The sequence below is a fragment of the Helicobacter pylori genome (assembly GCF_014496965.1).
Lineage (GTDB): Bacteria > Campylobacterota > Campylobacteria > Campylobacterales > Helicobacteraceae > Helicobacter > Helicobacter pylori_CZ.
In genome coordinates this window covers 1-13585 of record NZ_JACTCR010000022.1, presented here as the reverse complement: position 1 = coordinate 13585, position 13585 = coordinate 1, and the positions used below count along the sequence as shown (strand labels likewise).

The 13585-nt window shown below is 37.7% G+C and carries 13 protein-coding genes; 1 reads left to right on the top strand and 12 read right to left on the bottom strand.

The window, feature by feature from the left end:
- Positions 1-7: 7 nt before the first annotated feature.
- The 12 genes from atpD to H7O61_RS07260 form a co-directional block, all read right to left on the bottom strand.
- Positions 8-1408: a F0F1 ATP synthase subunit beta gene (gene atpD / locus H7O61_RS07315; protein WP_001881339.1), complete on the bottom strand. Its 1401-nt coding sequence runs from the start codon at positions 1406-1408 to the stop codon at positions 8-10.
- Between the two features lie 30 nt (positions 1409-1438).
- Entirely contained in the window at positions 1439-2344 is a 906-nt protein-coding gene (gene atpG, locus H7O61_RS07310) for an ATP synthase F1 subunit gamma (protein WP_000002209.1), read from the bottom strand.
- A gap of 14 nt (positions 2345-2358) precedes the next feature.
- Positions 2359-3870: a F0F1 ATP synthase subunit alpha gene (gene atpA, locus H7O61_RS07305; protein ID WP_000080517.1), complete on the bottom strand. Its 1512-nt coding sequence runs from the start codon at positions 3868-3870 to the stop codon at positions 2359-2361.
- Positions 3871-3892: 22 nt separating this feature from the next.
- Positions 3893-4435, bottom strand: a complete 543-nt coding sequence (locus H7O61_RS07300) for a F0F1 ATP synthase subunit delta (RefSeq protein WP_187875579.1) — start codon at positions 4433-4435, stop codon at positions 3893-3895.
- Entirely contained in the window at positions 4436-4951 is a 516-nt protein-coding gene (locus tag H7O61_RS07295; protein ID WP_001929795.1) for a F0F1 ATP synthase subunit B, read from the bottom strand. It abuts the gene before it with no gap.
- Positions 4952-4954: 3 nt separating this feature from the next.
- On the bottom strand, positions 4955-5389 hold the full coding sequence (locus H7O61_RS07290) for a FoF1 ATP synthase subunit B' (RefSeq protein WP_001027627.1): 435 nt from the start codon (positions 5387-5389) through the stop codon (positions 4955-4957).
- Positions 5390-5493: 104 nt separating this feature from the next.
- Positions 5494-6366 (bottom strand): ParB/RepB/Spo0J family partition protein, encoded by an 873-nt coding sequence (locus H7O61_RS07285; protein WP_187875578.1) that lies wholly within the window; start codon positions 6364-6366, stop codon positions 5494-5496.
- 3 nt (positions 6367-6369) lie between these two features.
- Positions 6370-7161: a chromosome partitioning ATPase Soj gene (gene soj / locus H7O61_RS07280; RefSeq protein ID WP_162970626.1), complete on the bottom strand. Its 792-nt coding sequence runs from the start codon at positions 7159-7161 to the stop codon at positions 6370-6372.
- Positions 7162-7166: 5 nt separating this feature from the next.
- A complete protein-coding gene (locus H7O61_RS07275; protein WP_001929793.1) occupies positions 7167-7805 on the bottom strand; it encodes a biotin--[acetyl-CoA-carboxylase] ligase in 639 nt (212 codons plus the stop codon).
- Positions 7802-8719, bottom strand: a complete 918-nt coding sequence (fmt, locus tag H7O61_RS07270; protein WP_187875577.1) for a methionyl-tRNA formyltransferase — start codon at positions 8717-8719, stop codon at positions 7802-7804. The genes H7O61_RS07275 and fmt overlap by 4 nt, the downstream gene beginning before the upstream one ends.
- Position 8720: 1 nt before the next feature.
- Positions 8721-11180 carry an AAA family ATPase gene (locus tag H7O61_RS07265; protein ID WP_187875576.1) on the bottom strand — a complete coding sequence of 820 codons (2460 nt, stop codon included), beginning with the start codon at positions 11178-11180 and terminating at the stop codon, positions 8721-8723.
- A 60-nt stretch (positions 11181-11240) separates the two neighbouring features.
- Complete coding sequence (locus H7O61_RS07260; RefSeq protein WP_079295591.1) at positions 11241-12530, bottom strand: DUF2130 domain-containing protein; 1290 nt, start codon at positions 12528-12530, stop codon at positions 11241-11243.
- Between the two features lie 209 nt (positions 12531-12739).
- On the opposite strand from H7O61_RS07260, the gene H7O61_RS07255 reads away from it, so the two are divergent.
- Entirely contained in the window at positions 12740-13051 is a 312-nt protein-coding gene (locus tag H7O61_RS07255) for a hypothetical protein (RefSeq protein ID WP_079295592.1), read from the top strand.
- The last annotated feature ends 534 nt before the right edge of the window (positions 13052-13585 follow it).

The window sequence follows — 13585 nt, the reverse complement described above, 5'->3', positions numbered from 1 at the left end:
AAAACCCTTAGGAATTTTTCATGTTTTTAGCTTTTTCTAAGACCTCTTGAATGCTGCCCACCATGTAAAATGCGTTTTCAGGGATATGGTCGTATTTGCCCTCTAAAATCCCTCCAAAGCCCTCTAAAGTCTCTTGGAGAGTCACGTATTTACCGGGACTTCCCGTAAACACTTCAGCCACAAAAAACGGCTGGGATAAAAACTTCTCAATTTTTCTGGCCCTCTCAACAATCTTTTTATCCTCTTCGCTCAATTCGTCCAATCCCAAAATCGCAATAATGTCTTGCAAATCCTTGTATTTTTGCAAAACTTGCTGGATACCGGTAGCGATTTCATAGTGCTTCTCGCCGATCATTTGAGGGCTTAAAATCCTTGAAGTGGAATCCAAAGGATCAACTGCTGGATAAATCCCTTTTTCAGCGATCTTTCTATTCAACACCGTGGTCGCATCCAAGTGCGCAAACACCGAAGCAGGGGCTGGGTCAGTCAAGTCATCCGCTGGCACATACACCGCTTGAACGGAAGTGATAGAGCCATTTTTAGTGGAAGCGATGCGCTCTTGAAGTTTCCCCATTTCCCCAGCTAGCGTGGGCTGATACCCCACGGCTGAAGGGATACGACCCAATAGCGCGCTCATCTCGGCACCGCTTTGAGCGTATCTAAAGATGTTATCAATGAACATCAACACATCTAAGCCCTTTTCATCACGGAAATACTCCGCCATTGTCAAGCCGGTAAATGCGATGCGATTCCTAGCGCCTGGTGGCTCATTCATTTGCCCATAGCACAGCGCGACTTTGTCTAAAACGCCCCCTTCTTTCATTTCAAAATACAGATCATTCCCCTCTCTGGTACGCTCCCCCACACCCGCAAACACTGAATACCCGTTATGCTTATAAGCCACATTGTGGATAAGCTCCATAATGATCACCGTTTTCCCTACGCCAGCCCCACCAAACAAGCCTACTTTACCGCCCTTAGAATAAGGCGCGAGCAAATCAATGACTTTGATACCGGTTTCAAACATTTCTGTTTTAGTGCTTTGTTGTTCAAAACTAGGGGCTTTTCTGTGAATGGGCCAAGTCAAGGACGGCTTAAGAGGCTCTAAATTGTCAATGCTCTCGCCCACAACATTAAAAATACGCCCCAACACTTCTTCACCCACAGGCACTTCAATCATTTTGCCGCGAGCTTTGACGATCTGGTTACGCACCAAGCCTTCTGTCATATCCATAGCAATCGCTCGCACCCGATTACCGCCCAAATGGGCCGCCACCTCTAAAACTAAAGATTTTTGAACGCCATTGACTTCAAAATTAATGTCTAACGCTTCAAAAATCGCCGGTAGATAGGATTCAAACTCCACATCTACCACAGGGCCTAAAACCTGAATGATTTTGCCTTCCATCGCTTTCATCGCTCCTTATTAATGTAATTTTTATTTTAGGGCTTCTACGCCCGCATTGATTTCCACTAGCTCGGTCGTAATCGCCTCTTGTCTGGCTTTATTATAAGAAATGGTTAAAGTTTTAACCAAATCCTTAGCGTTATTTGTCGCTGTATCCATAGCCTGCATTCTAGCGCTATGCTCTGCGGCTAAAGAATCAATCAAAGCATAGTATAAACTATACTCTACATATTTTTCTGCTAAAGAGTCTAAAATTTCATCTTCGCTCCCGCTTGGCTCACTGGTAATGGTCTCTTGCGTCTCACTAGGCTGGGGGTTTTGGTGGATGATTTTATACCCAATAGGTAAAATCGTTTTCACTCTTATTTCTTGGCTGATCATGTTTTTAAAGCCATTATGAATGATAATCACCTTATCGGTTTTCCCGCTTAAATAGTCTTCTACCACTTTTTTCATAAACTCTTGCGCGCGTTCATAATTAGGCATAGAGCTTAAATTATTAATCTTGTCTAAAACCTCTATCCCATTAAAACTAAAATACTCATTACCCTTTTTACCAATACCTCGCAAACGCACCTTAATGTCTTTAGCTTTGTATTCATTCGTGCATGCTAAAACCTTTTTAATGGTATTGGTGTTAAAACCTCCGCAAAGCCCCTTATCGGCTGTGATGAAAATAATATCCACTTTTTTGATTTCAAGTCTTTCTAATTCCCTAAAATACTTGCTTTGAATGTCTTCAATCCCTTGATTTCTCATCTTGGATAACACATCATCAAACACGGCGTCTAGCTTCAATGCATACGCTCTGGAATTTCTTGCAACTTCTTCGGCTTTTCTTAGCTTGGAAGTGGAAACGAGTTTCATCGCATGCGTGATTTTTTGCGTGTTTTTAACGCTTCCAATTTTCTTTCTAATGTCTCTTAAATTCGCCATATTCTAGCCGTCTCCTACTCGCTATAAGTGAGCTTAAATTCCTCTAAAACTTTTTTTAGCATGGCTTCTAAATCCTTATCTAACGCTTTCTTAGTGTGGATTTCTTCTAAAACTTGAGGGTATTTTGCTTCCAAGAAAGGGTGCAGTTGCTCTTCAAAATCCACGACTTTTTTCACGCTCACGCTGTCTAAAAAGCCCTTAGCCCCAGCATAAATAATAACCACTTGCTTTTCAATCGGTAAGGGCGAATAAGGGGCTTGTTTCAGCACTTCCACCATGCGTTGCCCCCTTTCTAATTGCTTTTTACTCGCTTCATCTAAATCAGAAGCGAATTGCGTGAAGGCTTGCAACTCTCTGTATTGCGCTAAATCCAGGCGTAAAGTCCCTGAAACCTGCTTGGTCGCTTTGATTTGAGCGGCCCCTCCAACCCTTGAAACCGACAAGCCCACATTAATAGCCGGGCGGATCCCTGAATAAAACAAATCCGTTTCTAAGAAAATTTGCCCGTCTGTAATAGAAATGATATTCGTAGGGATATAAGCTGAAACATCGCCCGCTTGAGTTTCCACAATAGGGAGCGCGGTCAAAGAACCGGCACCCTTTTCATCGCAAAGTTTAGCCGCTCTTTCTAAAAGCCGTGAGTGGATATAAAACACATCTCCAGGAAAAGCCTCCCTGCCTGGGGGTCTCCTCAAAATCAAAGAAATCTCTCTGTAAGCGACAGCATGCTTACTCAAATCATCATAAACGATTAGGGCATGGCGGGCATGATCTCTAAAGTATTCCCCCATAGCCACACCTGAATAAGGGGCTAAATATTGCATCGCAGCTGAATCTGAAGCCGAAGCGTTGATCACGACGCTGTATTCCATCGCTCCGTATTCTTCTAATTTGCGGACCACTTGCGCAACGGTGGATTCTTTTTGCCCAATAGCCACATAGATACAGATCACATTTTGCCCTTTTTGGTTAATGATCGCATCGATCGCTACGGTGGTTTTACCGGTTTGTTTATCCCCAATGATCAATTCCCTTTGCCCGCGCCCAATAGGCACTAACGCATCAATGGCCTTAATGCCTGTTTGCAAAGGTTCATGCACAGATTTTCTGTCCATAATGCCCGGGGCTTTTTGCTCGATGAGACTGAACTCATTCGTTTCTATCTCACCCTTGCCATCAATAGGCTCACCCAAAGCGTTTAGCACACGCCCTACAACCGCATCGCCAACAGGAACCTTCATCAAACTCTTCGTGCGTTTAACGCTAGTCCCCTCTTTAATATTGTTGCCAAAACCAAACACAATCACGCCAACGCTATCTTCTTCTAAGTTAGCCGCAACGCCCTTATCCCCTGTTTCAAACTCCAGCACTTCATACGACATCACACCATTTAAGCCATAAACCTTAGCCACGCCATCCGCATACGAAACGACTTTTCCTACTTCAGCCATATCGCAATCAAGTTCAAAATTCTTGATTTTTTCTTCAATGACCGAGCTGATTTCTTCCAATTTTAGTTGGGACATTATCTTTATCTCCTTAGATTGATTAAATAGATTGAATAACCTGTTTTTCTATCTTTTTTAAAATATCTTCTTTAGAAAAGCCTATTTCTAAATCCAGGCTTAAAACGCTCAAAGAAACCCCTTTTTTAGACCAAGTGTCTTGAGCGATTTCTACAGGGGCGTTAAAACGAGCTTGCAATTTTTGTCGCACTTCTTCTAGTTCCTTATTTTCAAGCTTTTGCGGGACTAAAAGCGTGGCTTCTAAAGTCCTTTTAGAATCAAAGGACAGCTCTTCAGCGACTAATTCCAGCGTGTCAAGCCGGTTATTTTTTAACACCACTTCCATTACAGGCTTTAAAATTGAACATGCTTTTGTGGGAGTTATTTTTTCTAAAATTTCTAACACAACCTCTTTTTTAACTTTTAAAGAAACATGGGCTAACACCTGGTTGAGTTTGTGCAATTTTATGGCTTCTGCTACATTTTTAAGCCCCACGACAATTTCTTCCAATAACGCCAAATCGCCTTTAGTGTGGTTTTTCAACGCCTTAGCGTAATGCTTAGAAATCACTTTTAAATCTTGCATTTAAAGCCTTTGTTTCAAAATATTCACGCAATCTTGCGCATTGAAAGACACTTTTTTGCTCTCTCTTAGATCTTTAAAAACGCTTTCAACCAACTCTCTTTTGATCTTTTTAACTTCTAAATCCATCAACGCCTTAGAATTTTTGATCAAATTTTCCACATCTATTTTGGTTTGCAATTCGTATTTTTGCGTGATCGTGTAGGCTTCTTTATTCGCATCAGAAATAATCAATTCAGCTTTTTCTTTGGCTTGCTCTAATTCTTTAAGGAGTTTTTTCTTATGTTCTTTACTCACTTTGAGTTGGGCTTGAATTTCTTCTAAGCGTTTGGAGATTTCAAGGCTTTTGGAGTGCAAAAATGAACGCAATCTTTTAGCCAAAAAATACCACAAAATCCCCACAAACAAGAGGAAATTTAAAGATCGCTCTATAATGTCTGTTTGTGAAATATCCAATCCAGTAGCGCACAAAGGGCTTAAAAGGATCAAAAACCCTAACACCATTTTAACTACAAACATTCATCAACTCCCTAAACCCATAGCCACACGCTTGTTTAACTCGTCTTCAAATACCGGCATTTGTGCTTGCAATTGCTCTTTTAGTGCTTGCTTTTCATTTTGTAATTGCTTGGCGAACGCTTCAAACTCTTGATTGAGTTCGTTCTCTTTTTGCTTGATCACAGCGTCATAAGACTCTGTAGCTTTTTGAATCGCTTCTGCTAGCATTTCCCTGCGCTTTTCAGCGGCTTCTTTAAGAAGAGTCTCAATTTGATGGCCAATCTCCACGCTTTGAGTGTTATCCGTTTTGATTTTAGCCAAGCTGTCCTTTATCTCTGCCTGTCTGTTATCCATAAAAGCCAACAAAGGCCTATACACCCAAACATTCATCGCCCACAACAACAACACAAACACTACAAAAACGACCGCCATTAAATAGGGGTTAACCGATATATTCATGACCTATTTCTTTCATCCTAAAAATATTTGAAACTCGCACTTGTTATAAAAACATTAACTCTATCTTAACAAAAAATCGCTTAAAAATTGAGAATATCTAAGCATTAAGACATCATTTTTTTCATAAAAGCCTCTAAAAGAGAATTTTCATAACATCGTAAAACTATTTTTTTCCCTTTCAAAGTCGCTTTAAGCTTGTAACGATCCCACAAACTTTGATTAAAACGCTCTAATTCATCTTCAGCGATGAGCGTTTGGGTTTCCTTGAAACCATGTTTTTTGTTGTCAAAATTTGCGTTTATTTTAAAATCACGCGCTAAATCTTCTGTCTGACGCACGCTGAGTTTCTGCCCTATAATGGAATTTAAGATCAATTCTTGTTTTTCTTCCTCCAAGCCCACCAAGACTTTCGCATGCCCTGAAGTGATTTTTTCTTCTAAAAGAGCGTTTTGAACTTTAGAAGAAAGCGTCAATAAACGCATGATATTGGCCACATGAGCTCTGGATTTTTTAACGATTTTAGACAGCTCTTCTTGAGTCATTTGATAGCTTTCAAGCAACTCTTTATACGATCTAGCCAACTCTAGGGGATTCAAATCTTCTCGTTGGATATTTTCAATCAACGCCACTTCACGCATTTTCTCTTGCTCAATATCCACAACAATCGCCTTAATCGTAGGCATTTTAGCTAATTTGCTCGCTCTTAAGCGCCTTTCACCGGCGATCAAATGGTAACGCCCGTTCTCACTCACCACCAAAACCGGTTGCAACAAACCATGTTCTTTAATGGATTGCGCTAATTCTTCTAAAGAATCTTCGCTAAAGATTTTTCTGGGCTGGTAAGGATTAGGCATCACCTCATCAATACCAAGCTCCACAACCCGATTCGCTCTTTCATACAGCCCTTGCTCATACACTTCATTGATCTCAGGGAAAATATCCGCTAAACCCCTACCCAACACTTTATTTTTTGCCATATGCTACCCTTGAAGAATACTTTGAGCTAATTTTTGATAAGCGATACTGCCATTAGATTTAATATCATAGAGCAAAATGGGCTTACCAAAGCTAGGCGATTCCGCTAGTTTCACGCTTTTAGGGATCATAATATACTCGCCTGTAACCGAATCTCTAAAAAATTCTGAGTCAAAATACTTAAACAATTCCGCTAAAACCCCTTTTGTCAAATTGAGTTGAGGGACATGCATTGTGGGTAAAAAACCTCTGATTTTAAGCTTAGGGTTCGTGCTTTTTTGCAGCATTCTAATGGTGTTAAGCAATAATTTAGTGCCTTCAAGGGCAAAAAATTCGCATTGAATGGGAATGATCACCGAATGGGCTGCTGAAAGCGAATTGATCGTGAGAGGCCCTAGAGCTGGCGGGGAATCAATAATGATATAATCATAAAGTCCCACCACGCTCCCTAAAGCGTTTTTGAGCATGAGTTCGCCTCGTTTGTTCTCATCTTGGCTGTCATAAAAGGTTTTTTCAAACCCGGCCAAACCCAAATTAGAAGGCACTAAATCCAAAAAAGGCATTTGGGTTTTTAAGATCACTTGAGAAATTTGCTTACGGCCAATCAGCACATGATAAATATCATAATCAATTTTATCGCGCCTAAAACCCAAGCTTGAAGTGGCGTTGGCTTGCGGGTCAAAATCAATCAACAAGATTTTTTTTTCATGCACTGCTAAAGAAGCCGCCAAATTAACCGCTGTTGTCGTTTTGCCCACACCTCCTTTTTGATTGGCCACTGCAATGATTTCATTCATCATACTCACATCCTATCATAAATCTTACCTTTAATACAAACACGGCCGTCTTCTAACAATTCCGCATCTTTCAAACTCATCGCTTCGCCCCAATCATTATGGAAGCTAAAAGAGTTGCTTCTATGAAATTCTAACGCATACTTACTTAAAACTTCCCCCCAAAAAAGATTTTCTTCTATTTTTTTTAAAAAGCCCTCTATAATCAAATCATCGCTCGCGCCAATATCTAAACATGCCCATTTCTTTGAAACCCTATTCACGCCAATCCCACACACCCGCATGCCTTTATAAATATTAACCAGCACGCCCCCTATTTTTTGACCCCCTAAATACAGATCGTTAGGCCATTTAAGCCAGGTTTGAGAGCCTAATTCTTTTAAAACTTCTTTAAATAAAAACCCCAAATACAAAGCGTTCGCTTGCATGGGCAAATCTTTAGGCAAATCGCTTGCGTTTAAAGCGAGCGAAAAAGTCAAAGCGCTTTTTGCGCTCTCCCAAACATTCCCCCTACTGCCTATCCCAGCGCTTTGGTTTTTAGCCAAGACTAAAACAGGGGCTTTGAGTTCATTACTTTTAAGTTTTTCTAAAAGATAGGTTTGCGTGGAAGGTAGGCTATCAAAAACCCTTTTTTCACATTTTCTCATGCCAAAATACCGCCCACTTTCAAACGCCTGCCATTCAAATAATCCTTCGCTTTCAAAGGCTTTTTACCCACCGCTTGCAACCTTGCTATACGCACGCTCCCTTTCAAGCAGCCCACAAGAACGCCTTTTTCATCAACTTCTAAAATCTCGCCTTCCTTGTAGCTCTTTTCATTCTCCACCAATTCCACTCCTAAAAGTTTAAGGCTACTTTCTAAAAAGATTTCTGGCCAACTCTTAAACGCAAGCGATTTTAAGAACAAGCTTTTAGCGTCTTTAAAACCCAATAAACCATCGGCTTTGGTGATTTTTTTACAAAAACTAGCCTGCGCGTGATCTTGAGGTTTTCTTGCGATGGAAGAGAAATTTTTGAGCGTTGAAAGGAGTAAGGTTGCCCCCATATGCGCTAATCTTAAACTTAAAGCGTCTAAATCCAAGTATTCTTCTCTCAAAAAAGAAGCACTCTCTAAAATATCCCCGCTATCTAGCCCCACATCCATAAGCATGGTGCTTATGCCATAAATCTTATCGTCATTGAGTATCATCTCATGAATGGGCGAAGCCCCCCTGTATTTGGGCAATAATGACGCATGCACATTGATGCAAGGAGCGATGGCTAAAACCTCTTTAGGCAAAATCTTACCATAAGCCACCACCACGATAAAATCAGGCTTCAAGTCTTTTAAAATTTGAACCTCAGGCTCTTTCAAACTTTGCGGCTGGAAAATGGGGATATTTAAATGATTTTCTAAAATGTATGTTTTAGTCTCTGGGGCTTTCAATTCTTTTTTGCGCCCAAAAGGTTTATCTATTTGAGTGAATAGCCCCACCACTTCTATCTGGTTATTTTTATTTTCAACCAACGCCCTTAAGATCACTTCAGCAAAACCAGGCGTTCCCATAAATACGATTCGCATGTTATTCCTTGTTTTTAATTTTATCCACACTCCCCATATAAGATTGCGTTTGATAAGGATTTAAAATTTTCATAGTATTAATAGCTATTTTGGCAAATTTTTGGACATCTTCAAGTGGAATTTTATAAGAGCTAAAAAAATCCATAACGCTTCCATGACTATCTAAATGCAAGCCTTTTGCGATATGTAAGATTTTTTCACAAAGCATATCTTTATTTTCTATATTACAATTATTATCCTTATTAAAAGGTAGCTTTGAAAAATTCAATTCAACTTCATCATTTGCTATTTTTATCAAATCTTTAATCGTCTCTTCCTTAAAAACACCATCATGTTTTTCTGTAAGAAACGAGTCAATGAAATTAATCTTTAAAAAACTTTCTAATAAAATCCTTACTTTGTTCCCATAATTTATCGCCTCTTTAAAATCATCTTGCACTTTTTCTTTTTTCGCAAATTCATACACTTCTTTAAATAAAAGCAAATAGAAAGTGTCAAAATAACCAACGACTTCATTTTTACAAACAATTTTTAATTGATTTTGATTGCGTTCTAATTGGAAATAGCGAGCATGTTTGCCTACCATATTGATTAAACGCGCCATAAAAGTATGATTGTGAGTCAAAACAAATACTTGCACTTTATCTTCATCTTTCAATGCTTCCCCTGCTAGTTCTTGATTGATTTTTGCCACAATATAAGAAGTGTTATAAATCCTTTGCTCATCTAAACTAGATATAGGATCATCTATGACAACAACCAAATTTTTTAAATCCTCTTTTTTATAAAATAATTTTAAACGCGCTAAAAAATACGCAAATGCGAGCGTGGTTTTTTCGCCATCGCTTAAAATCATCTCAGCCTTACTATTTTCTAAAACATCAGAATTTAAAACAATTCTATAATCTTCATGCAAAGAATATTTAGGCAAATTTAAAGCTTTAAGATAACTATTAATAGCTTCAATATCAGGGCGTTTTTGTTCATATAGCTTTTTAAGTTTATTGTCAATTTTTTCTAAAAGGCAATTTAATCTCTCATGCCCACGATTTAAAACTGATAGTTTTATCTCGGCCTCTTTTTTGATCTTTTGCCAATCGTAGCTATCATGTTTAGCCTTTTTAATCCTTGCTTCTTTCAACTCGGTTTTTAATTTTTCTAATTTCTCTTTTTGTTTTTTCTTTTCGTTTAAAATCTTTCTAGTCTCATTGACATGCTTTTGGATATTTTCTTGAATTTCCAACAATTTTTTATCTATCTTTTGAAATTCTTCCTTATTTTTAGCTCCCTCTTTTTTATCCACTTCTTTTTGAAGTTCTTCTAATAAAACTTTTATTTGCTCTAACGCTTTTTCTAAACTTTCCTTATTTTTTGAAAAATCTTTCTTCATGAAAGGTTCAAATTTTTCAAATGATTGCAATATTTCCTTTATATTCCATTGGTTTAAAATATTTTTTAAAGTCCCACTCATTTCTAAAGAACATTGATTGAATGTTTCAACGCTCTTATTAAAGTAACTTGTATATTCTTGAATAATCTTATGGGGAATTTTTTGAGTGCAAAAAGGGCATGCATTATCAGGCATCTCTTTTTGTAATTTTATTCCCTTCTCAATAAATTCTCTTCCAACCTTGCTAATATGTTCTTTAATTTTCTCTGAAACTTTCCCCGCCTCTTTATCTATATCAAAGGAAAATAAAAATTTTAACTTATTTTTTATCGTTTGATCATCTTTAGGCAATTCCATTTCTTTTAAACCATCAAATTTTTTCATGGCTTCATCCAATTCATTAAAATCTTTTTTTAGATCCTTTAATATATCTTCTTGATATTTAAATTTATCCTTTGACACTTTATAGAAATTATTTATTCCAATCTCATCTAGTGCTATTTGAATAGTCTTTGAAGTCATTTTTTTTCGTATTTTTTCTATTTCTTTATCATATTTTTTAATTTCACTTTCTTGCTTGGCAATTAAAGTATTTTCAGTGTCGTTCTCATCTTTAATTTCCTTTTGTCTTTTTTCTACTTTCTCTCTAAAATCTTTTAATTGATTGATTTCTTTCGTTTCTTCGCCTAAAACCGAACCTTCTAAAATGATTGTGCCATCATCTAGTTTTTTAAGTCCAAACTCACTATTTAAAGGCGCGTTATTGTGCAGAAAATCACTATTATAGATTTCAACTTTAAAAGGCACTCCAATATCGCTATTTGGCTCTATTTTATAGTTTCCTTTTTCACATTCAAATTCAATGCTTGGGGATTCATCAGCAGAAATGGTGCGATACTTTTCAATGTGCTTATTGTTTGGAATCAGTAGCTCAAAAGCCCTTGTCAAGCTTGTTTTTCCGCACCCATTATTTCCAAAAATGACATTATAGTGCTTAAACTCACCCATTTCAATCGTGTCTAAACCACAAAACGCCTTAAAAGATTTTATCTTTTTGATATTAATCGCCATGTTTTTTCTCGCTTTTTCCTTTAATTTTTCTTATGCAACTCAATTGGATACAAAATTATATCACTCCAATTCCCCCTCATCATACCCAAGCTCTAGCGCCTTCACTTGCCCTATCGCATTACCCGCAATGCCCTTGATAGAGCCATACATGTTAATCGTGCTCTCAAACACTTTGTCAATTTGTTTTTCCCTGCTTTTCCAGATCCTGGCCATCGCGCGTTTCTCGCTTTCTAAATCCGCTCTCAATTGCTCAAACCCCTCTATAATCGCATTCACTTGCATAGAAAATTCAGAGCTTGTCAAATAATGATAGAGCAAATCCACTTTATCGCCCTTATTTTCCTGACTTTTTTTAGCCAAACTCACTTGAATAACCCCCTCTCTTAACACCACACTCAACCCCTTAAACTCTTCAAACGAACACACCCACACCCCCTCAAATAACCCCATCCTCTCCATCTCTTTAGGCAGCGCTTCACTCACAATGACCCCCACATCAGCCCCAATCTCTCGCATGTCGCTTTTAAGCTTTTCCACCCAAGCTTTTTGAAATTCTTTAGTGCGTTTGCTCTCATAATAAATTTTCCCGCAATTTTGAAATTCCCTAGTATGCACCACTTGAATGCAATCGCCCCCTCTTTGCCCTTTTTTAATCTCTTCAACACTATCTAGGGGGAATTTTTGCCTCAAAAACTCTTCAATCGCTAATTCTTGCACCTCGCCCTGGAATTGCTGCGAGCTTAACTCCGCCTTTCTTTGAGCGTTTTTCAACTCGTTTCTTAACATTTCTAATTGTTCTTCTTGCTGCTTGAATTTCAATTCGTTTTTTTCATGCAAGGCTTTTTCTATTTTTTCCCTTTCCAAATCCAATTTTTCATTCAATTTTTTTTCATTTTCAGCCTTCAATCGGCTCTCTGCTTCGTTATTTTCTCTTTTTAATCTTTCAATTTCCGCTTCTTTTTGGTGCAATTCCTGGACTTGTTTGGACTTCTCGTCTAATTCTTTTTGCAACAATTCCAAGCCCTTTTGCTGCTCTAAAAAAGCGTTTTTCCTAGCTTCTTCAATGATTTTAGCCCTTTCATCTTGTAAGGCTAGCGCGCTCGCTTGTTTGACCGCCTCATCAAATTGAGCCTGTTGCTCTTTCTCTCGCTCTTTTAAGGCTTCTTCTTTTTGCTCTAACATTTTAAGATGAGTATGATACTGCGCTCTTTTTTCATTCACTTCTTTTTCAAACGCTTTTTGTTGGGCTAAAAACCGGCTTTGATTTTCTGATTCAATCTGTTTGTATAGCACTTCCCTCACATCAATGAGCGTTTGACACTTGGGGCATGTGATTTGATTTTCTTGCATGGTTTTCCTTTAAGATTTGATTTTTTATATTTTATAACAGAATGGGATCAATTTAACTTAAGCAGGTTTTATCCAATAAGTTCAGTAAAATAGGGCTTTAATATGAAAGCAAGGACTTTTTCTTAGCGTTCCCGCAAACAACAAAAAATAAACAGGGTAAAAAATGCCTTTCGCATAAAAACTACATTATAAATGAAGAAAATGAAGCAATTGAGATAATGATCGATCAGTTGCAAGTTGTCCCAAAAGCACAAGTTTTAAAGAACAATACAATGGGAAGAAGTCTTGCATTAGCATTACAAAAGGTATCTATCCCTAGATCCGCATCAGCGCATAGAGCTTTGCTCATCAATCATTTTTTAGAACAAGTTATTTTACAAAACCAATCTAATGAGAACAAAAATATAAAAACAATTGCTTTTGGAGGTATTATCAAACTCAACCCACACAATAGAAATCCCCTATTAAAACCCTACAGCGCATTTATTACACTCAATTCCATTATTCGGGCATGCGCCTAGTTGCCCCCTATGAAAACGATTTTATTATTTTTGAGTTATTGCATTGCATTGATTTTCAAGCACGCAATTTTGAACGCCAACAACTTGTTCAATTAGATCCGAAAGGAATTACAACCCAAATCCTTGAACTCCTAAAACCCTAGAAATACAGGGCGTTAAAAAATCAAGAATAACCCCTACTCCCTTATATGCATTTCACAAAAAATAAAACTTAACACGCAAGAAATCAAAAACAAGAAACAAAACAAGCAAGAATTGCAATCATGAGATAAAGATAAGGCTTTACTACCAAACCCCACTAAACCCCCTTAAAAATAACAAACCCACTAAACATTAAGAAGCAAGAAAAACTAAAAACATGAAACCAAACATTAAAACATAAGAATTAAAACGCAATAAGTAAGGAATAAGAAATTAAAACCCAAGAAGTAACAAGTAAAACTCCAACACAACAACCACAAACCATAAGCAGTAAAAACCTTAAGAACACAAAAAAACAAGAAGCAAAAAGTCCAAACATAAGAATTAAGAAAG